This is a genomic window from Thermococcus indicus (assembly GCF_006274605.1).
In the GTDB taxonomy this organism is placed as follows: Archaea; Methanobacteriota_B; Thermococci; order Thermococcales; family Thermococcaceae; genus Thermococcus; species Thermococcus indicus.
The window spans coordinates 345,951-370,536 of record NZ_CP040846.1; the positions used below are offsets into that span (position 1 = coordinate 345,951).

A 24,586-nucleotide genomic window follows, 5' to 3' on the forward strand; every position below is an offset into this window, starting at 1 on the left:
AATGTCATTAAATATAATTAAAACTGGGGTGTTTGCCATGGCTGAGGAGAAGAAGTACACGACTGTTTCCATACCCAAGCCCCTCTACGACAAGATAAAGGCCAGGATAGAGGGTACGGGCTTCACTTCGGTCTCGGACTACGTCACCTACGTCCTCCGCGAGGTTCTGGCGAGCCTCGAAGAGGAGGAGAAGGAGGAAGTCTTCACCGAGGAGGAGGAAGAGAAGGTTAAGGAGAGGCTTCGCGCCCTCGGCTACCTTGACTGAGGCCTTTCCTTTTTGAGGTGATACCATGGTCTCAAAGCCCCACGGAGGCAGGCTCGTCAGAAGGCTCGTTGCCGAGAGAACCCGCGAGAGGATTCTGGGCGAGCAGAAAGAATACCCCCGCGTCCAGATCGAGCATGGTCGCGCTATAGACCTTGAGAACATCGCCCACGGCGTTTACTCGCCCCTCAAGGGCTTCCTCACAAGCGACGACTTCGAGAGCGTCCTCGACCACATGCGCCTGAGCGACGACACGCCCTGGACGATTCCGATAGTGCTCGATATCAAAGAGAAAACCTTCGACGAGGGCGACGCGATACTCCTGTATTATGACGACCTGCCGATAGCCAGGATGCACGTCGAGGAGATTTACACCTACGACAAGAGGGAATTCGCGGTCAAGGTCTTCAAGACCGACGATCCGGCCCACCCGGGTGTCGCCAGGGTTATGAACATGGGCGACTACCTCGTCGGCGGCGAGATTGAACTCCTCAACGAGCTCCCGAACCCCTTCGCGAAATACACGCTCAGGCCAGTTGAGACGAGGGTTCTCTTCAAGGAGCGCAGATGGAAGACGATAGTCGCCTTCCAGACGAGGAACGTTCCCCACCTCGGCCACGAGTACGTCCAGAAAGCTGCTCTTACCTTCGTCGACGGCCTCTTCATCAACCCCGTCCTCGGGAGGAAGAAGAAGGGCGACTACCGCGATGAGGTCATAATCAAGGCCTACGAGACGCTCTTCGAGCACTACTATCCCAAAGATGCGGCAACCCTCGCCACAGTCCGCTACGAGATGCGCTATGCCGGACCAAGGGAAGCCGTTCACCACGCAATAATGAGGAAGAACTTCGGTGCGACGCACTTCATCGTGGGAAGGGACCACGCAGGCGTTGGCGACTACTACGGGCCCTACGAGGCATGGGATATGTTCAGCAACTTCCCCGACCTAGGCATAACTCCGATGTTCATCCGTGAGTCCTTCTACTGCAGGAAGTGCGGCGGCATGGTCAACGCGAAGATATGCCCCCACGACAGGGAGTTCCACATCCACATAAGCGGTACCAAGCTCAGGAAGATGATAATGACCGGCGAAAAGCCGCCGGAGTACATGATGAGGCCGGAGGTCTTCGAGGTCGTGAGGAGCTTCGAGAACCCGTTTGTGGAATGAAGCAAAACGTTATTACATTTTCAGTTTATTTTCTAGTGGTGACGAAAATGGAGGAAGTTGAGGTAGTTTACGAGAACGGTGTCTTTAAGCCCCTGAAAAAGGTTAATCTCAAGGAAGGCACTCACGGAAAAGTAATCCTCGAGCTTGGGTTAGCTGACATCATTGAAAAATTCGGCAAGAAGGTAGAGAAAGATGCCCTCAGAGAGTTCCTGGAGGAGCGGAGATGATAGTGGTAGATACCTCCGTCTTCATCGACGCTATCTTTGAGTACAGAGAGGAGAGAACAGCCATTGCAAGGAAACTTTTCAGAACTCTCCAGGAGGCAAAGACTCAGGTCTTAGAACCCGATGTTTTCAAGATAGAATTGATAGGACAGCTAGTCCGGAGAATGGAAGTTCAAAAAGCCATGAACCTGTACGAGCTCCTGATTGGGAGAGTCGAGACCGTGAACACGGCCAAGTTAAAGGAAGTGGCGTTTGAAATCGCACTCAAAACCGGGTGCAGGGCCATCGACTCGTTCTACATAAGCGTTGCCCACTCCCGAAACGCCATCTTGGTCTCCAATGACAGGTTTCAGGTTGAGAGCGCCTTAAAATACGGAATCAAGGCGTTTTATCTACTTGAAGAATGGCAAGAGTTAAATAAACTTCTGAAAAATCGGGTTGGGTGAGTTAGGTGAACCTAATCGTCCACCACTGGGACACCGACGGAATAACCTCGGCGGCGCTTCTCGTGAGGGCACTGAAGCTCGATGAGTTCACCAACATGACGGCACCGATAGGCGAGTTCCGCTTTGACGGGCGGATTTGGGAGGCAATTGAAAAGGCCGAGAGGCTCTATGTCCTCGACTTCAACGTTCCAGGCGAGGTTGAGAAGGTCAAGGTTCCGACTCTCTTCATCGACCACCACACCCAGCCTAGAATAGGGAATCCGCTCGTCGAGCAGATAAACCCCTCCCTGAACGGGGAGTACTGGCCGGCCAACTCCCTCGTCGTCTCGGAGCATTTTGGAATATGGAACGCCTGGAGCGCCCTCGGCGTCGTTGGGGATATAGGGGAAAAGGCCTTCGAGCTGGAGGGGGTCAGGAAGCTCCTTGATAGGGAGGGACTACCGCGGGAAGGGGCTTTAAGGCTCGTCGAGCTTATCGATTCAAACTACATAACGATGGACAGGGGAGCGGTCGAGGAGGCCGTTTACGTCCTCCTGGGACACGATGTCAGGGAACTCCTCGAATACGAGCCGTGGGTACGGAAGGCGGAGGCCATAAGGGAGGCCATTGAAGAGGCCGTCTCAAGCGCCGAGGAGCGGAACGGCTTCGCCATCGCTCACTTCGAGAGTCCCTTCAACATAATCTCAAAGGTTGCCAGAAAGCTCGTCTGGGAGCTAGGTTACAGGGGTGCGGTGGTCATCAACGGGAACTTCCAGGGAAAGGGGCAGCTCTACTTCAGGATCTCCGGCGAGGAAGCGGAGAGAATAAACATGGGAGAAGTCATCGAACGCATTAAAGCCCTCGGAACCAACGCCGGCGGCAAGAGAGAGGTTTTAGGCTGCGTCTGCGGGAGGGATAAAATCGAAGACGCGCTCAAGATCGTTGAAGAATACCTGAGGTGAGGGAAATGGAGTTTGAAAGGAAGGTTAAGGAGGGAATGGAGCGGACGAAGAAGGTGCTCGTCATAGGCCTCGACTCCGCCCCGCCGGAGCTGCTCTTCAACCGCTTCATCGACGACATGCCTCACGTGAAGAAGCTCCTCGGAAAGTCCGTCTACGGCCCGATGCAGACGGGAATTCCGGCGATAACCATTCCGATGTGGATGGTGATGGTCACCGGCAAGACGCCGGGCGAGCTCGGCCTCTACGGCTTCAGGCACAGAACCGGCTATTCCTACACAGACTACTGGATAGCCCACAGCAAAAAGGTCAAGGAGCCGACCCTCTGGGACTACCTCGGCGAGCGCGGAAAGAAGTCGATAATCGTCGGCGTTCCTCCGACCTACCCGCCAAAGCCCATAAACGGCCACCTCGTGAGCTGCTTCATAACCCCTGATGCCAGCGTGGACTACACATACCCAAAGGAGCTCAAGGGCGAGATCGAGCGCCTGGTCGGCGAGTACATCTTTGACGTCCCCTTCAGGAGGGAAGCCAAAGACGAGGTCAAGGAAGGCATCTGGGAGATGACGGAAAAGCGGTTCGAGGTCATCCGCTACCTCATCCAGGAGAAGGAGTGGGACTACTTCCACTTCGTCGAGATAGGCCTTGACCGGCTCCACCACGCCTTCTGGCGCTACTTCGATGAAAACCACCACCTCTACCCGGGTAAGGGGAACAGGTACGAGAGCGTCATTCCGGACTACTACAGGCTCTTGGACAAGGAGATAGGAGAGACGCTCAAGCTCGTAGACCTCGACGAAACAGCCGTCTTCATAGTCTCCGACCACGGGATAAAGGCCATGCACGGCAACTTCGCGGTCAACCAGTGGCTGGCGGAGGAGGGCCTGCTGAAGGTCAGGAACCCCTCCGCTCTGCACGACGGGAAGGTCAAGCGCTTCGAGAGCCTCGACGTGGACTGGAAGGAGACCATCGCTTGGGGATGGGGCGGCTACTACTCAAGGGTTTTCCTCAACGTCCTCGGCAGGGAGAGGGAAGGGAAGATACCGCTCTCCAGGTTCGAGAAGGTAAGGGACGAGGTTGCCGAGCAGATACGCTCCATACGCGGCCCGAACGGCGAGAGGTGGGACACGAAGGTGTTCTACCCCGAGGACATCTATCCGATAGCGAAGGGAAGCAAGCCGGACATAATGGTCTACTTCGACAACCTCAACTGGCGCGCGGCAGGAACCGTCGGCCACCCAAGCAACTATCTACCGGAAAACGACACCGGGCCTGACGACGCGAACCACTCAGAGTTCGGAGTGTTCTCTATGTACTTACCTGGCTTCGACGAGAGCAAGGCAACCCGGCTCACCATCTACGACTTTGCCCCGACAATGCTTAGGCTCTTCGGCATAGAGGAGCCACTCGCTGGAATGCACGGGAGGAGCATCCTCTGACTTTCAATCTTTCGCCTTCCAATCAACGGCTGAAGCGAGGTGGATGGAATGGACGAGCTGAAGAACCTTGAGAAGGGATTCACCATCTGGCTCACGGGGCCGAGCGGTGCCGGGAAGACAACCCTGGCCGTGAAGCTCGCGAGGAAGCTCAGGGAGATGGGCTACCGGGTTGAAATACTCGACGGGGACACGATAAGGAAGACCCTCTATCCGAACCTCGGATTTTCCAAGGAAGCCAGGGAGATGCACAACCGCGTTGTCATTCACATGGCCAAGCTCCTCAGCAGGAACGGGGTCATAGCCATAGTCTCGCTGATCTCGCCCTACAGAGCGGTGAGAGAGTACGCGAGGAAGGAGATAGGGAACTTCATGGAGGTCTACGTCTACGCCCCCCTGGAGGTGAGGATCCAGCGCGACCCCAAGGGGCTTTACGCGAAGGCGTTGAGGGGAGAGATAAAGGGCCTGACCGGCTACGATGGCGTCTATGAGGAGCCTGAAAACCCCGAGGTAAAAGTGGACAGCTCGAAGATGACGCCCGAGGAGGAAGTCGCGGCTGTAATAGAAAAGGCCCAAGAGCTCGGTTACCTACCGTGAACGGGGGGTAAGGCCTTGAACCCGCTGACCTTCGTAGGACTGGGCTTCCTCGTCGGCTTTCTCGTGGGCCTAACGGGGGTCGGCGGCGGGGCTCTGATGACCCCTTCCCTCATATTTCTCGGTGTTGAACCCCTAACGGCAGTTGGAACCGACCTGCTCTACGCCACCGTCACGAGAATCTTCGGCGTTTTCTTCCACGGGAGGAAGGGCAGGATAAGGTACGACATAGCGCTCCGCCTCCTCGCTGGAAGCGTCCCGGCGGTAATCCTGGGTGGGGTAATCCTCCGCGGGATAGATAGGAACGCCCTCAACGATTATCTAACCCTCCTCCTGGGTGTTATTCTGGTCGTCAGCGCGGTTCTGAGCCTCCTCAAGGGCGAATTCAGCTTTTCTGTGAGGCCAAGGTGGGCCTACGTTTACCTCCTAGGCTTCATCGTTGGCCTGACGGTTCAGTTCACCTCCGTCGGTGCCGGCGTTATAGTGAGCTTCACCCTTATGAACGTCGCCAGGCTCGACCCGAAGGACGTGGTTGGGGTGACGATAACCTACGGGTTAGCGCTTTCTTCCCTCAGCTTCCTGAACTACGCGGGAATGGGAAGCGTGGACTACCACCTCGCGGGAACCCTTATCCTCGGAACGATCCCCGGGGTTTACCTCGGCACTCACGTGAACCGTGCAACGGACAGGGAGAAGCTTAAAAGGGCCATGAACGTGATAATCCTGCTGATCGGACTGTTCACGCTGCTGGGCGGGTGAGGGGCTTGGCGCGCTCTGGGGGTACTCTGCCGTTTCTCTCAAAAAGAACAGTTAACGGAGGCATTCACCTAGAGGTATTCCCTCTTCGTTAGATACTCCCTCAGCCCCCCTTTCCAGTGCGGCATCTTCAGGCCAATTTTGTGGAGTTTTCTGTTTTCAAGAGCCGAAAACCTCGGTCTCCTCGCCAGCCGGTTGAGCTCGCTTGACTTTATAGGCTTCACCTCAACGTCCCAGCCTAAGATTTCAAAAATTGCCCTGGCGAACTCGTACCACGAGCAGTGGCCTTCGTTCACCATGTGGTAAACTCCCCACTCCGGCTGAATTTTCAGAAACTCCTTCAGAGTCCCCGCGACGTCCACAGTATAAGTCGGGCTCATGAACTGGTCGTCCACTATCCTCAGCTCCTCCCCGCGCTTGGCCTTCTCGATGACCCAGTTCACAAAGTTGCCTCCCTTCCCGCTCGCGCCAGCCCTTCCGTAGAGGCTTGCCACCCGGATGATGTAGTGCTTTGTCGAATAGTTCCTCGTGAAGATTTCACCAGCGTACTTGCTGGCACCGTAAACGTTTATCGGATTCGGGACGTCTTCCTCAGTATAGGGCTCACCTTTCTTGCCGTCGAAGACGTAGTCCGTGCTGATGTAGACGTTGATTGCGCCGATTTCCTCGGCAATCCTCGCGATGTTCAGAGCACCTATAGCGTTGACCGCAAAAGCTTTCTCCGGGTAAAGCTCGGCATCATCCACTCTAACATAAGCAGCCGTGTTGATGATTACGTCGGGCTTTAGGTTCCTTAGGATCTTCAGGGTCTTGGGAGCTGTGACGTCTAAATCCTTGTGAGTCAAGGGGATGACCCCAAAAAACGGATCTCCTCCAAAGACCTTTACCAGGTCGGTTCCGAGCTGGCCGTTGGCACCGATTACAGCGACCCTCACAAGGCATCACCAAGTTTAGATATCTCCTCCGGATCACTGATAAGAGATATACCCTCACTTTCACAGGCGTTGGCAAAATCGCTGTCAAACGAAATCAGGTATTTAACGTCGTAGAACTTGCAGGTTGCGAGAATAAGGGCATCGTTCGGAAGCAGGCCGTATTTTATCATATACTCCACTGCAAGGGTTTCAATAGCTCTGTTTATTTCAAGATCGAGGAAAAGCTCAAAAAGCCGTGAGAAGTCCAAGAGATCCTCCCTCAGATTTCTGATAAGAGCGGGATTGTGTTTTAGTGTATATGGCCTTTCACCTGTTAATGCCCTCATGTACACCATAAGCGCCTCGCTGAACACTATGCTGTTGGAATACAGAACATTAAAACGCTCCCTTAGGTCGAGGAGGTCAATGTTACCTTTTAAATGTTCGATTATTACGTTTGTATCCACAAATGCCGCTAGATGGCCCATTCCTCCTCGACCTCTCTGAGGAGTTTTTTAAGGTCAAGGTCCCTAAACTTTCCGTGAAGCTTTTGGACACTGTGCTCTACAAGGATCTCCCTCTCAACCATCCGTTTCAACCGCTTGAGGTCAATCGTCTTCAGGATTTCGTCAGGAACGTTAAGTTCAATGGCGATTTTTCCCATATCCAATCACCGCCGGTGTATTTTTATCATGTGGCTATAAAATGTTTTTGCGATGTAGTGTCTCAGAACACCCATCCCCTTTCAACCGCTTCCCTCAGCGTCGGCCACTTCCCGTCCTTCTCCGAGACTATGGGGTCGTCAATCGGCCAGTCTATGTCTATCTCCTGGTCATTCCAGATTATTCCTCCCTCGTAATCAGGAGCGTAGACGTTGTCCACCTTATAGACGACCTCTGCAACGTCACTCAGCACAACAAACCCGTGGGCAAAGCCCCTCGGGATGTAGAGCTGGTATTTGTTGTGCTCCGAGAGTATTACCCCCACCCACTTCCCGAATGTTGGTGAGTTCCTCCTCAAATCCACGGCGACGTCGTAGATGACCCCCCTAACGGCCCTCACGATCTTGGCCTGGGCGTAGGGCTCGCGCTGGAAGTGAAGACCTCTGAGCACGCCGTACTTGGAGCGGGAGTGGTTGTCCTGGACGAAGTCTCCTTTGATCCCAGCCTTCTCAAAGTCAGACTTCTTGTAGGTCTCCATGAAGAAGCCGCGCTCGTCCTCGAAGACTTTGGGCTTAATCAGGATAACATCGGGAATCTCTAAACGTCTGAACGTGAATGGCATCGTTATCACCCCATTGCCTGAAGTGGCGTGATCCTGCCGATATCGGTTGCATCAAAATCCGAATCGTAGCTGACTATGCGGAGACCGTATTTACGTTTTTCTTTTGAAAGCCTCGCCGTTCACGGCGGGGATGCAATAAACCACCCAACAGCCATTAAGCAGGAAAGCACAAAATGTTTAAACCATGAAGCAAACCATACATTAAGGGATTCACAATGAAGCTAGAAACACCAACTCTCTCAAGAACAAGACATGCAAAACACTATTTAGCCTACCACTTCGTCTGGATACCAAAATACCGGCAGGACATTCTCGTCGGAAAAGTTGATGAAAGGCTAAAACAAATGCTCAAAGAGTATGCCGAGGAAATTGACTGTGAAGTTATCGCCCTCGAAGTAATGCCCGACCACGTGCACGTTTTTCTCAGGCAAAACCAAATCTCTCCCCGGCCAAAATAATCAACCACTTGAAGGGCAAGACAGCCAGAAAACTCCTCCAAGAATTCCCCGAGTTGAGGGCAAAGACCACCAATGGTCGCTTATGGTCTCGCTCTTATTTTGTCGCCTCAGTCGGATACGTAACGGACGAGATTGTCAAACACTACGTCGAAACCCAATGGGAGCGTGAGTTAAAACGAAAAGGACTGTAACCATCAAACTCCAACCCTCAAAGGAGCAGGCGAAAATCCTCTCCAAGTTAGCCGACGCTGGAGCCAAAGTCTGGAACAGAGTAAACTTTCTCAGACGACAACAATACTTCAAAGAACAAATCGTGGACTTCAATTCGACCGAGAAAACCGTTTATGAAGAGTTTAAGAGGGAAATTGGTTCTGCTACAGTCCAGCAAATAGCGAGAAAAAACGCTGAAGCTTGGCGGAGTTACTTCTCCTTATTAAGGAAAAAGCGGAATGGAGAACTCCCCAATTGGCTTAAACCTCAACCACCAAACTACCTGAAAGAAGACGGGAGGAGGAAACCCTTAATCGTTCTCAGAAACGACCAGTACAAAATTGAAGGGAACAAGCTTATCCTCAAAGGTCTTGGAAAGTTCAAACGCTTGGAAGTTCAATTCAAGGGAAGAATACACCTGAAGGGCAAGCAAGGGCGGTTGGAAGTAACCTACGACCCCGTAAAGCGGAAGTGGTATGCTCACCTAAGCCTCATAGTCGAGGAAAAACTTGAGGGTGGAGAATGGGTTAAACTCCCAAGAACACCAAAGGGGGACCTTTCAGCGGGAATTGATTTAGGGGTAAACAACTTGATGGCCGTTTATGTCGAGAATGGGGAGAGCTTTCTGGTCAATGGAAGGCCCCTCAAGAGTATTGACTTCTACTGGCGGAGGAGGATTGCTGATTACCAGTCAAAACTCAACAAGTCGGGCTGTAAAAAGAGTAGAAAACTCAGGAGAATGCATGAGAAGGCCAAACTTCAGGCGAAGCACTACATCAACACGGCGGTAAGACAGACTGTTAAGAAACTCTATGAGCTTGGAGTTTCTAAAATCGTCGTGGGTTATCCGAAAGGCATAGCTCGGAATTCTGATAAGGACAAAAGGCAGAATTTTATCATCTCTCACGTGTGGCGGTTCAATACGGTTATTAAACGTTTAACCGAGGTTGCTGAGGAGTATGGTATTCGAGTTTTGGTTGTTAATGAGGCTTTCACGTCTAAGCTTTGTCCCGTTTGCGGGAAGCCCCATGAGAGGGCTCGTTTTGTTCGGGGTTTATTTAAGTGTCCCGTGACGGGGCTTATCTTCAACGCTGACTTGGTTGGAGCGTTTAATATTTTAAAGAAGGTTGTGGGAACCATAACCCCGAGCTTGGGTGGTTTGTATGCCCAAGGGAGGGGTAACTGGGGGAAGACCGTCCCAGAGGGGTTCGAAGAACCCTCTCTGAGGGTTGCCCTGATGAGAACCCCTCAAACCTCCCTGCCAGTTGGGTAGGGGGTTCCCCGCTGGAACCCTCGCCCTTCAGGGCGGGGAGGAGGTCAGTAAGAGGGCGATATGTTTTTAATGCCACATGTTCACAATCTTTATGGTGTGAGAAATGAATGAAGTTCTAGTTTCCTTTCCCCAAGATCTGGCGAGAATTTTAAGGGTTAGTGGAAAGGAGCTCCCTAAGACTGTTAGAATTTACCTTGCCCTTGAGCTTTACCGTGAGGGCATAGTCAGCCTCGGCAAAGCTGCGGAGATTGCAGGGGTGAGCAGGTGGGAGATGATGGAGATTCTAGCGTCAAAAGGAATACCCCTCCAGTACAGCGAGGATGACTTGAAGGAGGACATTGAGACCCTGGAGAGGTTGTTATGATAGTTGTCTCTGACTCGGGGCCGTTAATAGCACTGGCCAAGGTCAGGAAACTGAACATTCTTAATGAGCTTTTTGGAGAGGTTATAATTCCGAGGGCAGTCTGGGTTGAGGTTGTGGAAAGAGGAAAAGGAAAGCCCGGCTCTGAGGACGTTGAGAGCGCAACCTGGATTAGAGTTTTGGAGGTTAAGGATAAGCTGAGCGTTGAAATCCTCACGCGGGAAATTGAAGTCGGAGAGGCCGAGGCGATAGTCCTCGCTAAAGAACTCAATGCTGACCTGATAATTCTGGATGAGAAAATCCCCCGGATTATTGCCAAGTCTCTCGGGCTGAATGTTGCTGGGAGTCTGGCTCTTCTCTTTATTGCAAAGAAGAAGGGGATAATAAACGAAGATCTGGAACTTATAATAGGGGAGTTAAGAGCCAGGGGTGTTCGTTTCAGTGATAAAGTCGTTGAAGAGCTGAAAAGAATGTACAATACCAGTGATGCAAAAATGAAGCAATAATGATGCAAAAGATGCAAAAAGGTGACTCCCATGAGTGAGGCAAGCCAGGCTTTGCAGAAGATTGCCAGGGGGACGGGGGTTGTTTTTTTCTCCATTAATGCTGAAAAGCTTATTAACTGATTACTCCCTCAAAATGTTAGGTGGGCTGTATGAATGTTAGTGACCTGCTTAAGAAAGGCGAGAGCGAAACCAGTGAGTTTAAGAGGGAGCTGAATGATTCCGTGTATAAGACACTGTCAGCCTTTGCTAACACCCACGGTGGAATTTTGCTTCTCGGTGTTGGCGATGATGGAAAGGTTTTTGGCTTTTCTGGGGACTTAGACAGTCTAGCCAGGTCAATAAGGCACAACCTCGGGATAAACCCATCCATAAAGGTTGAAGAGATTAGTGGAAAGAGAGTCGTCATTATTGAGGTCCCCCAGTCACCCATCCCGGTTTCTTTTAGAGGGCGCTACTACAGGAGGGTCGGTGCCCAGACCGTTGAGATGGGCTGGGAGGAGTTGGGGAGGTTTTTCCTTAAAAAATCCGGAGTTACATGGGATTCCTTGCCATCTTCCGCAGCGTTAAAAGACCTGGATGAGGAAACGATTAGAAAGTTTGTCCGTATGGCTAAGAACAGGCTGCCGTACATCAATGAAAACGAGGACGTCGAGTCAATTCTGGATAAGCTGGGACTTCTGGAAGATGGAAAGATAACCAACGCCGCACTGCTGCTCTTTGGAAAAGAGCCGCAGAGGTATTATATCCAGGCTAGGGTTAGAATAGGCAGGTTTAAAGACCCGATGACTATCATAGACGACAAGGAGATTGAGGGAAATCTCTTTACACAGGTTGAAGAGGCTATGAAGGCGATAATGGGCCATATTGGAGTCAGGTATGAGTTTGAGGGAGAGCTGAGGAGAAGGGAAATCTGGGATTATCCATTGGATGCCCTCAGGGAGGCCATAATAAACGCCCTGATTCACAGGGACTACACCGACCCGAGCAGTATACAGATTAAGATCTTTGATGACTTCATCTGGATCTGGAATCCCGGGAAGCTGCCGGAAGGGATTAGCCTTGAAGACCTGAAAAAGGAGATGCACCCATCCAAGCTGAGAAACCCCACGATTGCCCAGGTCTTCTACTACGCCGGACTGATCGAGAGGTGGGGAACAGGAACGTTTAAGATGGTTCGCCTCTGTCTGGAGAACGGCTTACCCGAGCCCGAGTTTAAGGAAGAGGCCGGGGGATTCCTGGTTCTTTTGAGAAAGGATATTTATACTGAGGATTACCTGAGAAAGTTAGGTTTGAATGACAGACAGATTAGGGCAGTACTCTATGTGAAGGAGAAGGGGAGGATAGGGAATAAGGAATATCAGGAGCTGTTCGGGGTTTCAAAACCAACCGCTTCCAGGGAATTAGACAGTCTTGTTAAGAAAGGAATCCTGGCGAGAATCGGGGCCACGGGGAGGGGTACTCATTATGTGTTAAAGGGCTCAAAGGAATCATAAAGGGCTCATAAAGGTATCATAAATTGAAAAAGGTGACCCCCATGAGCGAGGCGAGCCAGGCTTTGTAGAGGATTGCCTGGAATGCGGTTCCAACCTAATTTAAAACCTGAAAAGATAAAGTTATAGACAAAATGGCATTTATGGGTGAACGGAGGAAGTATTTATGTGCGACGTTGAAAGGTTAATATCCACCGGTGAGAACGAAGAGATTGAATTCAAGGAAAACTTTGACTTTAACGGGATATTGGAAACGGCGGTTGCTTTTGCTAATAAAAGGGGTGGCGTGATATTAGTCGGAGTCAGGAACAATGGGGCCGTCGTTGGGGTTCAAATAGGCAGGGAAACACTGAGGGACTGGGCCAACAGAATTTCCCAAAATACCGATCCGCCGGTGATACCTGAGCTTGAGGTTGAAGAGGTTAATGGCAAAAAAGTCCTCTGCATAAAGATTGATGAATATCCAGTAAAGCCGGTCATGTTTAGAGGCAGGGCCTATCTAAGGGCCGGCAGTTCAAACAAAAGGTTGAATGCCAGAGAAATAGCAGAGCTTTACTATAGAAGTATAAGGCACAGCTGGGATTATATAACGGTCAATGCGGGTTTGGATGAGGTTGATTTCGGAGTGGTCGGGAAATTTGTTGAGGCCGCAAAAAGCAGGGGCAGGCTTAATGTTCCTGATGGGGAAGATTTAGAGACAGTTCTGGAAAAACTTGAGCTTGTTCGCGACGGGGAACCAACAAGGGCCCTGATTCTCCTTTTTGGAAATGATCCCCAGAAATACTTCCCACATGCCGTTGTGAGGATCGCCAGATTCAGGGGAAGCGAGATTGAAGATGATATAACAATCGATGGAAACCTCGTTAATCAGGTGGATGAAGCTTTGAAGTTCATAAGGAAGCACATAAACGTCAGGTTCAGGATTGGGGGGAAAGCGCAGAGAGAAGAAGTCTGGGACTATCCTCCAGAAGCGCTGAGGGAAGCCGTGATTAATGCCGTTGCGCACCGGGACTATGCGGAGCCTGATGAGGTACAGATAAAAATACTCGACGACAGGATAATATTCTGGAATCCGGGTAAGCTGCCCTTTGAACTGAAGGTTGAAGACCTGTACAAACCCCACCCCTCAAAACCGAGGAACAAGCTTATTGCCAAGGTCTTCTACTACTCCGGCCACATTGAGAAGTGGGGCAGCGGCATAGGGAGGATTCTGAGGGCACTGGGGGAGTATAACCTGCCGGAACCCAGGTTTGAGGAGGTTTTTGGAGGATTCCAGGTTACATTTTACAGGGACGTTTACACCGAGGATCACCTGAGGAACCTGGGGCTGAATGACAGACAGATTAGGGCAGTACTTTATGTGAAGGAGAAAGGCAGTATAACTAATAAAGAATATCAGGAGCTGTTTAAAGTTTCAAGACAAACAGCGACAAGGGATCTTGGCAGTCTGGTTAAACTGGGAATTTTCGAGCGTGTTGAAAAAGGTAAGTATAAACTAAAGACTCAACATGAGTCAAATATGAGTCAACCATGAGTCAAATGAGTCAAAAGGTGACTCCCATGAGCGAGGCAAGCCAGGCTTTACAGAAGATTGCCAGAGGGACGGGAATAGTTTTTGCCGGGACGGTTATTTCGATGTTCTTCGGGTTCCTGAGCAGGGCGGTTATAGCGAGGTATTTTACGACTTCAGAGTACGGGGTGTTTAATTTAGCTTTGACCGTTCTGAGCATCGCCCTCGTTATAGCCACGCTTGGCTTCCAGAACGCTCTACCCAGGGAGGTTGCCTTCTACAGGGAGAGGGAACCTTCAAGAGTCGGGGATTTGGTTTCAACGGCTCTGGTGATTGTTGCGGTGAGCACTATGAAGAGTGATGTTCACAGAAACATGATGGGCACTTAAGCCCCTGCAGGAACTCCGAAGAGAATACCTTTTAAATGAAAAATACACAGTCAGAACGGTGCCATCGCGATAAAGGAGTTCAATTTGGGGAGAGGATATGACGGTGTTGCAGTTGATTAAAAATGAAATCAAGAACCTCAAGAGTCCCCTTTACAGGAATTCCTTGTATATAACGTTAGCCATGTTCACTACTGCCGTTACAGGTTTTGTGTTCTGGAATGTTGCCTCAAGGATTTATTCCCCTGCTGACGTTGGTGTGGCGTCTTCTTTGGTGTCAATTCTTAACCTTATCTTTGGAGTCTCAATGCTTGGTCTAAACACTGCGCTGATAAGATTCTATCCTGAGTACAGGGAGCGTGCCGTAGGAAGTGCCCTTGTTGTCTCGGCGAGTTTTGCCTTTATTGTTTCAGGAGCTTACGTTTTAATTGCCAGAAACTCTGAGGACTTCTCCGAGGTGTTCTCTTTAGAGTTCACGCTGGCCTTCATTGCATTCTCAGTTATAGGCACATCCTCCAATATTCTTGGAACTGCAGCGATAGCAATGAGAAAAGCGAAGCACAGATTCATTCAGAACCTTCTTTTTGGGTTTCGATTTGTTTTATTGTATTTTCTTGTTTCGCTTGGTGTGTCTGGTATAATTGGATCATTTGGTCTGGGTTTATTGTTAGCACTTATTTATGGAGTGATGGTTCTTAAAGATTACATCTCACTTTCAGTCGATAGGGAGTACCTGTCAAGTGCATTCAGATTCTCTCTTGGTAACTATATAGCGAACATCGCCAACATAGCTCCCAATTATTTGATGCCTTCAATTGTATTGACAATGCTCAGTAAGGAAGAGGCGGCATATTTTTTCATAGCTTTTACTATTGGGAATCTACTGCTCATAGTTCCCAACTCTATAAACATGTCCTTTTTTGTGGAGGGAAGCCATGGGCTGGCTAACATGAAAAGGGCACTGAAGAAGGCGATAATTTTTAGCTACGCCTATCTTGCAGCTATTTCCATTTTTATATGGTTTTTTGGCAGGTTTATTCTTGTCTTTTTCGGGTCTGAGTACGTGCGGGGACTCGATTTGTTAAGGATTGTAACGCTCTCTGGGTTCTTGGTTGTTGTGGTGAATTTCTATGTTACCATTCTGAACATCCAGAAAAGGGTCAGAGAGGTTGCAACGATATACATACTGAAGGCCATCCTTTTCCTTGGGCTGAGCTATTTGCTAGTACCGAGGTTTGGGATTGTTGGAGTGGGATGGGGGTGGTTAGGTGCGTATCTCTTAATATTCTCTGGAATACTCATTATTAATACCATATAATTACACTTTTTGTAGTGTATATCGTGTCTTTTGTTAAGTAACCTTCTTTGAGGACATTAGACACATCTCTTCCCAAGGGCATGTACTGTCTCTTTCCCCAGCGGGGACCTAGCTCAAAGAGTCTATCTTGGGTGAGGTCTTTTCTAAATACAAATAGATAACCATCGCTTTCAAACACTTCTGAGAGACTTTTTGGGAATTTAGCATTTATAACCCATCCAATATCTCCATATTTTGGGGGATTAGATGGTAAACTATCTCTAAAAGTCCACATTAAGTTATTTAACTCGGCTATATAATCCCAGTCAGAGGCTACTGCATAGTCTCCCATATTGTGTAATAGGAATAAACCAGCTTGAATCTCCGAGTCAAACCATCCGGTTCTTATTGAATATGTTTTTATGAGTGGATTGTCATCATTAGAAATAGATGCAACAAACATCAGCCAAGAAAGCAAGAGCACTACTACTAAGACGATGATTCGTCTAAGTTTCTTTGGGCTCATCCAGATTTCATGAAGTAAATAAGCCACAAAAAGGCTTCCAAGTATCTCGCCATAGTACCAGAATCTGTGTGCAATTTCTGGCCATATTAAAAATGTGAGCGATCCAAAGCCAACAAAAAATGCGCTACTAATTACAACGTTCGATTTAATCATGTCAAACTGTTTGAATCTTGTATTGAAATAGTACCACAAGAGTCCAATTCCAGAAATTCCAAAGTACACGAGCATTCCTAACCTAGAAAACAAAACAAACTTGAAAGGTACCATTAGTGATGATTCATATCCTTGTATGTTTAGACCTTGAACTAATCTCTCAGCTAAAATAATAAACACTGTCAAATAATGAAGTGAGATAAATCCCCACACTAAAATTGCAATAACCCATATAAACGCGTAATAGAATACCAAGCTTGATAGATGAATTTTATCTCGTAATAAAATCGCTAGAACAAGAATAAATGTCGCCTGAATTATCATAAACATGTAACTTACAGTATGCATGAAAGCTAAACTTATAATAAATATCCCAACCAAAATTTTGAATTTGATTGAACCGCTTTTCTTTAGAAACATGTAAAAAATTAAGAGAACAATGACAATCCCAATTGAATTTGGAAATATAGTTTTTCCTGTTTTGTCTAAAACGTTATCGGAAATTGCTAAGAATAAGATAGATACTAGAGCTACTTTGCCATTATTGAAGACATATTTTCCCAGTTTATATATGACTAATATTTCTATGATTAAGGTAGTCATCCCAACTGAAATATATGACGCCCATTTGTATGTTACATTTCCAATCAACATTAAAGTGCTTATCCATAAATGAAAATTTGGTATCCAGACATAGGGAGTTTTTATTTGTTCATATGTTGGGATATTATAATTTTTCAAAATTTGAGCAATCAAGGCTCCATGAGTCCAGGGGTCTCTCCCTAGCACTGTTTTATAAAGTGCCTGTTGGGTCAATGTAAAACTTATAGATATAAGAATTATCTCAACAAACACTATTACTTTTTCTAGTTCATTATCGTTATTGATAGTGAGAATCTGATAGAATACAATAACTGCCATCAAAGAAAGAATGTAAAAGTAAAAATCAGGTCTAATGTATATATCGTGTCTGAAATAGTACATTGTGTTGGATATAAGAGACATTATAAAGAATAACATTGAAAAGAATATTGTTTGTCTATTTGTGTTCATCTTCATGGAGACCCCGCCTCTGATATTATCCGGTGGTAGATTTGAGTCTTCTGCTCGAGACAACTGCCTCCAAGAACTTTATAACTGACCGTTTAATTTCTGGATTACTTAGTCCTTTAGGGTGTTCAAATTTCCAGTCAGTCACATTAAATATAGCTTTTTCTCCTCGTGTATACACTGCGATTCTGTACTTCTCCAAAGAGTTAACGTATTCCTGTTCTTCCCTATTTGTTGGTCTTATTCGTTCTGGGATACCATACGACTCTGCGAATACTGTTGGGGAATACAATATTGAATCATCTATTGTATCATTATGCACTGCCTGAATGACCAGGGGTTTTATTTTTGTTAGACTTATATAATCAGTATCTTCTTGTTCGTTAATGATAACTTTTCTATTCTCTGGATATTTTATTGCCAAAGGGACTCTTAGTAGTTCATCGTATAGATATGTCCCATGACCTATGATGCCATGTTCTCCGAGCATTTGACCATGGTCACTAGTAACTATAATAAGTGAGTCGTCAAATAATCCAAATTCCTCGAGAAGTTTCATGATTTCAATGAGTTTATCTTTTAAGTATTCCACTTGTTCTGGATATCTACGTTGCCATCTCCTGGTAACTCTGTCTGATGGAACATGCCCTTTCCTGTTACTTTCTCGAAGTTTTGAGACATTTTCACCCTTGACGTATGGCTCATGGACTTCGAGTAGGTTAATCATGACAAATAATGGAGTCTCCTGTGAGTTGACTGCTAACAAATCTTTTAAATGATGAACTGTGTTTATGGCACCTTTGTCTTTTGGCCATCTTAGTCGTTTTAAACTGTAACCTGCAAACACCTTAAAAAATAGTCGTGGATGCTTTTCTTTCAAAACAGCCTTGATTGTGGGGAGTATTTTCGTGTTAGTCTTGTAAATAATTTTTGAAAATTCCTCAACGTCTTTCTCATTTAAAATTCTAGGTATAGAAGTGTCAATAAATTTATTAAACCCCCTAAATCCAAAATATGGACTTACATAGATATTTGGACTTAAAAGAAAGCTTTTGTAGCCTTTATCTGAAAGGGTATTTACAAAACTAAACTCATGTTTCTCCAATTTTATTCTGATATCTTTCTTTTCTTTGGTCTCGTGAGCTCCGTGGAATGCAGGATATAATCCTGTAACCATAGAAGCATGAGAAGGAGTTGTCCATGGAGCGGTAGCTATGGTATTTTGATATGTTATAAATCCAAACCTACTCAATTCCTTGATTATTGGTGTCGCATAGTCCTCTCTGAGGGTATCCAACACTATCAAAAAGATATTTGGAGAATTTATATTGTTCATTGCAGAATCACCTCCTTGTATACTTCCAGCACTTTCTTCGCAATATTCTCCCATGTAAACTGCCTAGCATATTTTCGTATTTTCTCTCTGTCCCACTCCTTCTCAAGAGCTATTAAAATTTTCTCTGCCAGACATTCTGGGTCTTTCGGTGGACAGAGTAGACCATAATCTTCGGAGGTTATTACTTCCTCACTACCCCCGTTTATCGTTGCTACTACGGGGATACCAACTGCCATTGCTTCTATCTGGACAATTCCAAAGCTCTCGCTCAAGCTCGGTAAAACAAACAGGTCAGCCGCATTCACCCACAAAGCTAACTGGTCATCTGGAACGAAGCCGAGAAGTTTCACGTGCTCCTGAAGGCCGAGCTTGTTTATCTGCTCTTGGAGCTTCTCTTTGAGTGGGCCACTACCCCCGATAAAACACACAATGTCATCCCTCTCTTTCACAACAATGGACATGGCATCAATGAGGTATCTATGCCCCTTGTATGGAAGGAGGCGAGCCAAATTAAATAAAATCTTTACATCTTGGGAAAGTCCAAGCTTTTTCCTTGCTTCACTTTTTGGAATTGTCCTAATTCTATCCTGGTTATATCCATTTGGAATATGATAAACCTTTAAACTTGGACAAAACTCTTTTATAAGGGGAATATCTCGTTTGTTGACCCTAATTAGGGCGTCAGTATTCTTCCATGTCCACTTTAGTGTCCTATCTTTTCTCTCAATCATTTTCCTCAATGTTATATGAGTGTGTTCCGTAATAACCACGGGAACACCAAATTCCTCCTTCAACCTAACGGCAACCGCACCAGAAGGCCAGGAGTAATGAGCATGAATCAAATCGAACTCAATGCCCTTCTTCTTGATGAACTTCGAGACTGCCCTCGATTCTACCCATATCCACTCATCCTTAAGTTTAGAATACGCCAAGGGAAACAGGGGATTGTTATATTTCACAAAGTGAACATGAATTTTGTGCCCGATAATATAATTTTGATAACTCGTTTTTCTTTTTAACTCAATCCCTCTTGGGAGAGGAACAACAACGTTTATCTCATCCACGAACTTCTGAATAGCCTTTAGTTGTTCCTTCACGAAGATGTTCGCTCCATATGAGTTATCCTCGTTTGGGAAATCATTGACTATTACCAGCAACTTCATTATCTTCACCTCCAACTATGGAACACTTTGCCCTTTTTAGACACCATTCAGCCACAATACCGTGGAATTCAGAGAATGAATATTTTCTGTTTAACTCACGTAAGATTGGTGTAGCGACTACCTTCATGTTGTTCTCATCTGGCCACACAAAATCCCTTAGTGGCCGCTTAATTTGATATGGAAGGTGTAATTCAGCGAAATATCTTAAATTCTTAAAAATTCCCTTTGCCTTGAATACTCTGCGGTAAAATTTTTCCCGTAGAGTGAAGGCTTTTTCATCCTGCTTTATTAAAACCCCCATTGGTTTGAAGATACGATTTTCAAGCACTTCATTATACAACACCCTAGTATATTTTAATTCTATAGGCAACCTTCTGAAAAACTCTACAAGCTCAATGTCCCATAGGGGGACAGCATGCTCGTATCCGAAGAACTCATAAGCCCTGTTTGAGTTTATTATAAATTTTGCCTGCCTCTCTACCATGTTCCAGTTATCATCCAGGGAGTACACCAAAACATCGTCTGGGTATCTGTTCAGATATTGCCAGAACTTGTCCCTTACGGAATTGGGAAGTTTTATGTGTTCGTTTAAGATATAGTGCATAGCTAAAGCTCTTTTCCACACATCCTCTCTGCTCTTTGGAAGGAGCAACTTTCTCAGATGAGAGCCACCTAAAAAGTCGCCACTATGCCCGGGGACAACAATTGCCTTGTTCGGGATAAGATCATTGTCAATCAAATGTCTAAACACAAAAAAGTCTTGGAGATGAATCGTTGAGACGTGATTAAACGCGAACTTGTAAAATTCAATGAACCAATCTTCATAGGGATAACCTGAAGGAACTATTTCATCCGTTATCTCTACGTAAATCCACTCGCATCCAAGAACCCCTGCAACATCTTTGGCAGTATTAACCTCCGAGCTATCTCTCCTTCCGTAGGTGTAACAGATAACATCGTCGTAGCCTTTTTCTGTTAATAATGTGGCGATAACTCTCGAATCATAACCCCCGCTCAGGGGTATCACGATTGTTCTACCGTTAGCATAGTCAATAAGCCTGTCTATCACGCGGTTTAAAATTGTGTATAACTCCTGCGATAGTTTATCAACTGGTTTAGTGGTTATTTCATGTCTTTTTACAGTATAGTCATAATAAAAATGCCCACTAATATCACCACTCTGAGAAAGATGAACTATCTCCCCAGCTTGAACTTGGTAAATTCCATCGAGTAGCGTGTATGGTCCTGTTACATACAGGCACCTAAGAAACTCAGCGCAAAAATCTGGATTAAATTTGGCGTTTAGCTTGTCCCTCAGATAAAAGGTGTCATCGGTGATTATTATGTCATCTCCTGCTTTTGCATAGAAAAGAGGGAACGTTCTTGTTATGTCCTCAATTAAATATATGTCTCCGTCTTTCTGTATCACAAGGGCAAAAATTCCCTGTAACTTGGGCATTATGCTATCAATGTTTTCAAAATCCTCAAGCTCCAAAAACATCTTTATCAATTGTTTACCAGTATAAAGTTCTCCATTTAAAAATGCAAATCCTTTGGCATAGTTTCCCTCATACTCTTCCCATTTATATCCATAGTCGTTTTGAAGCTTTATCGAAATACCCATTTATACCCCCCCAGAGGCTCCGGATAACTCAATCTTTCGCGGAAGAAGCATTTCTGTAAAATCCTTGATAAAAAATCTATAGAACGGGGCGATTGTTAGGATTTTCATTGAATCCCACCTCGTTTCCCAAGTTCCATGTTAGCCCTTAACCACCCTTCCAGTGTCCCAACGTCATATCTTTGTCCCAAGACTTCTTTTGCAACTATCCGTTGTCCTTTACGTAACAGCAATCCCAGTGCGTCTGTGAGTTGTACCTCTCCTCTGGAATCGGGGGGAACTTCCCTCAATGCATCGAATATCTCCGGCTCAAGGATGTATCTTCCAATTATTGCCACGTTGCTTGGGGCTTCCCCTCTTTTAGGTTTTTCTATTAGGTTGTTGACCTCATAGATACCATCTTCAATCTGGTTTCCAGAAATAATCCCATATTTCTCAACATCTTTCCAAGCAACCTTCTCGACTCCCAACACGGTACACTTGAACCTTGAATAGACGTCCATCATCTGTTTCATCGCGGGTTTTTCGCTTGTGACTATATCATCTCCAAGGAGAACCGCGAAAGGTTCTCCGTTCACATGTTTTTCCGCATACCTTATAGCATCCCCGAGACCTAAGGGCTTCTTCTGCCTAACATAATAAATATCAACCATCTCCCCTATCTCTTCAACAACCCTCAGCTCCCTATCTTTGCCCCGCTCTTTTAGGTAGTACTCCAGCTCAAAGTTCCTGTCGAAGTAATCCTCTATCGCCCTCTTGCCCTTCCCAGTTATGATTAGGATGTCATCAATACCCGCCCTGATGGCCTCCTCAACCACGTAGTGAATGACGGGCTTAGTGCCCACAGGTAGCATTTCCTTTGGCATTGATTTCGTTATTGGGAGCATTCTCGTTCCCAAGCCAGCCGCCGGAATGACGGCCTTTCTAATCCTCACCAGCACACCCCCTCATAGACTTTTGCCGTTTCTTCAGCCTTTCTCACACGTCTCCCGTCAATTACAATCTTTCCAGAATAATCCAGCTCCTCAAACTCACTCCACTCGGTCACGATGAGGACTGCGTCACTCCTATTCAGGACTTCCTCACCAGAACTCGCGTACTCAATATTCTCGCCGACATCCGGGTAAAACCTCTTAAAATTCTCCATCGCCTGCGGGTCGTAAGCAATAACCCTTGCCTCCTCTTCGAGCAGCTTTTTAACCACCACGTGGGCCCTCGTCTCCCTAACATCATCCGTGTCCGGCTTAAAGGCCAGTCCAAGGACACCAATAGTTTTTCCCTTCAACTCAGGGATGTGCTTCTTGAGAAGCTCGATTAGCTTCAAAGGCTGCCTCTCGTTTACCTCAACGACGGCCTTTAGGATTAAAGGCTCCTCTCCAAGCTCTTCGGCCTTCCTAATGAGTGCCCTTGTATCCTTCGGGAAGCAGGAGCCGCCCCAGCCAATTCCAGTCCTGAAGAAGTGGGGACTAATCCTGTGGTCGAGGCCAACTCCTTCAAACACCTTCCACGAGTCTATGCCGAGTTTCTTGCAGATGTTTCCAATCTCGTTGGCGAAGCTTATTTTTGTGGCTAAAAAAGCATTCGAAGCGTACTTAATCATTTCGGCGGTTTTAATGTCCGTGAAGAGCTTTGGAGCGTTTATAGGAGCATAAAGCTCTTCAAGAACTCTCTTTGCCCTCTCATCCTGAACTCCAATCACAATCCTGTCCGGGTTGAGGAAATCACTCAGCGCAATGCCCTCGCGGAGAAATTCAGGGTTCATGGCAAGTCCAAAGTCCTGAAAGGCCTTCTTGTCAGAATAATTCTCGAGAATTGGTTTCACAATCTCCTCAGTGGTGCCTGGAAGGACAGTGCTCTTGACGACGACAACGTGGTAGTTTTTCTTTTCTCTTAAAGCTTTCCCAAGTTCCTTGGCAACTTGTTTAACATAGGTTAAGTCGATTGAACCGTCTTCTCTTGATGGTGTTCCAACGCAGATGAAAGTGACATCAGAGTTTAGAATTGCCTTGCGGTAGTCTTTTGTCGCGTGATACTTGCCTTTGAATTGTTTCATTAACTCTTCGAGGCCCTCCTCGTAGATCGGGGGCTGAGCGTTGTTTATCATCTCGACCTTCCTCTCATCAACGTCCACGAAGATTACCTCGTTTCCGAGCTTGACGAAGCCCGTGCCTGTCACAAGGCCAACATAGCCAGAACCAATCACCGAAATCTTCATATCGGCACACCTCCTCCAGAAGCAATCCTCTCAGTTAGAATTCTTATCAGCCGGGGGGAATAAGCTCTTACCGGTCTTGGCTTAGCGTTTAACTCAAGGGCATCCAATATTGCCTGCCCAAGATGTTTTATTTCGTATACTGGTATTACCAGCCCTTGCTGTTCCAAGGCTCTTGTAAATCTCCAGTTGATGGTCATCTATATGTTCTTTAAATTTTCTTAGACGAGGGGCTACTATGGGTGTTTTGCCTAGGAGCAAAATGTCAAGGATTGTTCCAGCCCCCGCATGAGTTATTATTACATCTGCCTTTTTGAAATACTCCATCATTGCCTCATAACTGGCATATCTGAACCATTCACAATTTTGGGGTATATAGGAACTTGACCCAATCTGCATTATAACTTCATAGGGCAATTTAGGTGCGAGTGCATCCATAGCCTTTATTAATCTCTCAAATCCTATGTTTGAATTTCCTACGGTTACAAAGATCATAGGATCCCTCCAAAGTATTTTGCTTTCTTGCCGTACTTCTCTAAAAGTTGTGGCCACTGAACTATGAAGATGTCTGAAAGATAATATAGAATTCTCCCACTGTCTGACTTTTTTGTAACTCTTGACCAGGAATGTATGTAAATCGTCGGTATCCTAAACACAAGTTTCGCAAGGATAAATGTGGGAATAGAAACCCATCCTGCAGTGGATAAAATCACCTCTGGACGCTCTTTTTTCAAGATTTTGGCGATTTCAAAAAAGACGGATGGACTGAACGCATGGAGGTATCTTAGATACTTGTTTTTATGTTTGCTCATTTCCAGGAGGTACACCTTGACGAAGATATCATCACCCGAATCCCGAGTTCTAGTGCTGTCTTCTGTAACAAGGACAACATTAAGGTCGCTTTTTTTGGTTAATTTAATCTGCTTTAATATGTGGATCATTTGGGTCAGATGCCCTCCACTCTCGCATGCCGCAAGTAGTTTCATAATGCCCCCCCACAACTAGGTAGTTA

The 24,586-nt window shown here is 46.7% G+C and carries 27 protein-coding genes and 1 pseudogene; 16 read left to right on the forward strand and 12 right to left on the reverse strand.

The features are described 5' to 3' along the window. Positions 1-37: 37 nt before the first annotated feature. The 8 genes from FH039_RS01745 to FH039_RS01780 are packed head-to-tail and all read left to right on the forward strand — an operon-like array spanning position 38 to position 5,827. Positions 38-265, forward strand: coding sequence for a ribbon-helix-helix domain-containing protein (locus tag FH039_RS01745; protein WP_014788819.1), 228 nt, complete (start codon positions 38-40; stop codon positions 263-265). A 25-nt stretch (positions 266-290) separates the two neighbouring features. After that, positions 291-1,430 (forward strand): sulfate adenylyltransferase, encoded by a 1,140-nt coding sequence (sat, locus tag FH039_RS01750; RefSeq protein ID WP_139679983.1) that lies wholly within the window; start codon positions 291-293, stop codon positions 1,428-1,430. 47 nt (positions 1,431-1,477) lie between these two features. Next, positions 1,478-1,657, forward strand: a complete 180-nt coding sequence (locus tag FH039_RS01755; protein ID WP_139681552.1) for an antitoxin family protein — start codon at positions 1,478-1,480, stop codon at positions 1,655-1,657. Continuing rightward, positions 1,654-2,100, forward strand: a complete 447-nt coding sequence (locus FH039_RS01760) for a type II toxin-antitoxin system VapC family toxin (protein ID WP_139679984.1) — start codon at positions 1,654-1,656, stop codon at positions 2,098-2,100. Before FH039_RS01755 ends, FH039_RS01760 begins: the two co-directional genes overlap by 4 nt. A gap of 5 nt (positions 2,101-2,105) precedes the next feature. Beyond that, the gene (locus tag FH039_RS01765) at positions 2,106-3,041 is read left to right on the forward strand and encodes a DHH family phosphoesterase (protein WP_139679985.1); all 936 of its coding nucleotides are present in this window, start codon (positions 2,106-2,108) and stop codon (positions 3,039-3,041) included. Between the two features lie 5 nt (positions 3,042-3,046). After that, a complete protein-coding gene (locus tag FH039_RS01770; protein ID WP_139679986.1) occupies positions 3,047-4,477 on the forward strand; it encodes an alkaline phosphatase family protein in 1,431 nt (476 codons plus the stop codon). A gap of 48 nt (positions 4,478-4,525) precedes the next feature. Beyond that, entirely contained in the window at positions 4,526-5,071 is a 546-nt protein-coding gene (gene cysC / locus FH039_RS01775; RefSeq protein WP_240703247.1) for an adenylyl-sulfate kinase, read from the forward strand. A gap of 15 nt (positions 5,072-5,086) precedes the next feature. Beyond that, positions 5,087-5,827: a sulfite exporter TauE/SafE family protein gene (locus FH039_RS01780; protein WP_139679987.1), complete on the forward strand. Its 741-nt coding sequence runs from the start codon at positions 5,087-5,089 to the stop codon at positions 5,825-5,827. A gap of 68 nt (positions 5,828-5,895) precedes the next feature. Here FH039_RS01780 and rfbD read toward each other — a convergent pair whose 3' ends face one another. The 4 genes from rfbD to rfbC all read right to left on the reverse strand — a co-directional run bounded on the left by rfbD (position 5,896) and on the right by rfbC (position 8,022). Beyond that, a complete protein-coding gene (gene rfbD / locus FH039_RS01785; protein ID WP_139679988.1) occupies positions 5,896-6,759 on the reverse strand; it encodes a dTDP-4-dehydrorhamnose reductase in 864 nt (287 codons plus the stop codon). Beyond that, positions 6,756-7,226 (reverse strand): type II toxin-antitoxin system VapC family toxin, encoded by a 471-nt coding sequence (locus FH039_RS01790; RefSeq protein WP_139679989.1) that lies wholly within the window; start codon positions 7,224-7,226, stop codon positions 6,756-6,758. The genes rfbD and FH039_RS01790 overlap by 4 nt, the downstream gene beginning before the upstream one ends. Beyond that, the gene (locus tag FH039_RS01795) at positions 7,214-7,402 is read right to left on the reverse strand and encodes a hypothetical protein (RefSeq protein WP_139679990.1); all 189 of its coding nucleotides are present in this window, start codon (positions 7,400-7,402) and stop codon (positions 7,214-7,216) included. The genes FH039_RS01790 and FH039_RS01795 overlap by 13 nt, the downstream gene beginning before the upstream one ends. A gap of 62 nt (positions 7,403-7,464) precedes the next feature. Then, entirely contained in the window at positions 7,465-8,022 is a 558-nt protein-coding gene (gene rfbC, locus FH039_RS01800; RefSeq protein ID WP_139679991.1) for a dTDP-4-dehydrorhamnose 3,5-epimerase, read from the reverse strand. Positions 8,023-8,237: 215 nt separating this feature from the next. Here rfbC and tnpA point away from each other — a divergent pair. The 8 genes and pseudogenes from tnpA (at position 8,238) to FH039_RS01845 (ending at position 15,534) form a co-directional block, all read left to right on the forward strand. Beyond that, positions 8,238-8,671, forward strand: a pseudogene (tnpA, locus tag FH039_RS01810) (IS200/IS605 family transposase). A 2-nt stretch (positions 8,672-8,673) separates the two neighbouring features. Beyond that, positions 8,674-9,963 (forward strand): RNA-guided endonuclease InsQ/TnpB family protein, encoded by a 1,290-nt coding sequence (locus tag FH039_RS01815; protein WP_276607312.1) that lies wholly within the window; start codon positions 8,674-8,676, stop codon positions 9,961-9,963. A 103-nt stretch (positions 9,964-10,066) separates the two neighbouring features. Next, the gene (locus FH039_RS01820; protein ID WP_139679993.1) at positions 10,067-10,327 is read left to right on the forward strand and encodes a UPF0175 family protein; all 261 of its coding nucleotides are present in this window, start codon (positions 10,067-10,069) and stop codon (positions 10,325-10,327) included. Continuing rightward, positions 10,324-10,830 carry a DUF3368 domain-containing protein gene (locus FH039_RS01825; RefSeq protein WP_139679994.1) on the forward strand — a complete coding sequence of 169 codons (507 nt, stop codon included), beginning with the start codon at positions 10,324-10,326 and terminating at the stop codon, positions 10,828-10,830. Before FH039_RS01820 ends, FH039_RS01825 begins: the two co-directional genes overlap by 4 nt. A gap of 149 nt (positions 10,831-10,979) precedes the next feature. Continuing rightward, positions 10,980-12,323: an AlbA family DNA-binding domain-containing protein gene (locus FH039_RS01830; RefSeq protein ID WP_139681554.1), complete on the forward strand. Its 1,344-nt coding sequence runs from the start codon at positions 10,980-10,982 to the stop codon at positions 12,321-12,323. A 163-nt stretch (positions 12,324-12,486) separates the two neighbouring features. Beyond that, positions 12,487-13,854: an AlbA family DNA-binding domain-containing protein gene (locus FH039_RS01835; protein WP_139679995.1), complete on the forward strand. Its 1,368-nt coding sequence runs from the start codon at positions 12,487-12,489 to the stop codon at positions 13,852-13,854. Between the two features lie 26 nt (positions 13,855-13,880). After that, a complete protein-coding gene (locus tag FH039_RS01840) occupies positions 13,881-14,219 on the forward strand; it encodes an oligosaccharide flippase family protein (RefSeq protein ID WP_139679996.1) in 339 nt (112 codons plus the stop codon). A gap of 97 nt (positions 14,220-14,316) precedes the next feature. Further along, entirely contained in the window at positions 14,317-15,534 is a 1,218-nt protein-coding gene (locus tag FH039_RS01845) for a lipopolysaccharide biosynthesis protein (protein WP_240703248.1), read from the forward strand. On the opposite strand, the gene FH039_RS01850 is transcribed toward FH039_RS01845, so the two are convergent. From FH039_RS01850 to pssD, 8 genes are all read right to left on the reverse strand, one after another. Next, the gene (locus FH039_RS01850; RefSeq protein ID WP_206206160.1) at positions 15,521-17,113 is read right to left on the reverse strand and encodes a hypothetical protein; all 1,593 of its coding nucleotides are present in this window, start codon (positions 17,111-17,113) and stop codon (positions 15,521-15,523) included. The two genes, FH039_RS01845 and FH039_RS01850, sit on opposite strands and share 14 nt — an antisense overlap. Before the next feature lie 157 nt (positions 17,114-17,270). Continuing rightward, positions 17,271-18,578 carry a sulfatase-like hydrolase/transferase gene (locus FH039_RS01855; protein ID WP_168188357.1) on the reverse strand — a complete coding sequence of 436 codons (1,308 nt, stop codon included), beginning with the start codon at positions 18,576-18,578 and terminating at the stop codon, positions 17,271-17,273. Beyond that, complete coding sequence (locus FH039_RS01860; RefSeq protein ID WP_139679999.1) at positions 18,575-19,741, reverse strand: glycosyltransferase family 4 protein; 1,167 nt, start codon at positions 19,739-19,741, stop codon at positions 18,575-18,577. Before FH039_RS01860 ends, FH039_RS01855 begins: the two co-directional genes overlap by 4 nt. Beyond that, positions 19,716-21,365 (reverse strand): asparagine synthase-related protein, encoded by a 1,650-nt coding sequence (locus FH039_RS01865; RefSeq protein ID WP_139680000.1) that lies wholly within the window; start codon positions 21,363-21,365, stop codon positions 19,716-19,718. The genes FH039_RS01860 and FH039_RS01865 overlap by 26 nt, the downstream gene beginning before the upstream one ends. Before the next feature lie 104 nt (positions 21,366-21,469). Then, the gene (gene galU, locus FH039_RS01870) at positions 21,470-22,297 is read right to left on the reverse strand and encodes a UTP--glucose-1-phosphate uridylyltransferase GalU (RefSeq protein WP_139680001.1); all 828 of its coding nucleotides are present in this window, start codon (positions 22,295-22,297) and stop codon (positions 21,470-21,472) included. Beyond that, positions 22,294-23,577: a UDP-glucose dehydrogenase family protein gene (locus tag FH039_RS01875; protein ID WP_139680002.1), complete on the reverse strand. Its 1,284-nt coding sequence runs from the start codon at positions 23,575-23,577 to the stop codon at positions 22,294-22,296. The genes galU and FH039_RS01875 overlap by 4 nt, the downstream gene beginning before the upstream one ends. Positions 23,578-23,670: 93 nt before the next feature. Beyond that, a complete protein-coding gene (locus FH039_RS01880; protein WP_139680003.1) occupies positions 23,671-24,069 on the reverse strand; it encodes a glycosyltransferase in 399 nt (132 codons plus the stop codon). Then, complete coding sequence (gene pssD / locus FH039_RS01885) at positions 24,066-24,560, reverse strand: PssD/Cps14F family polysaccharide biosynthesis glycosyltransferase (protein ID WP_139680004.1); 495 nt, start codon at positions 24,558-24,560, stop codon at positions 24,066-24,068. Before pssD ends, FH039_RS01880 begins: the two co-directional genes overlap by 4 nt. Positions 24,561-24,586: the final 26 nt, after the last annotated feature.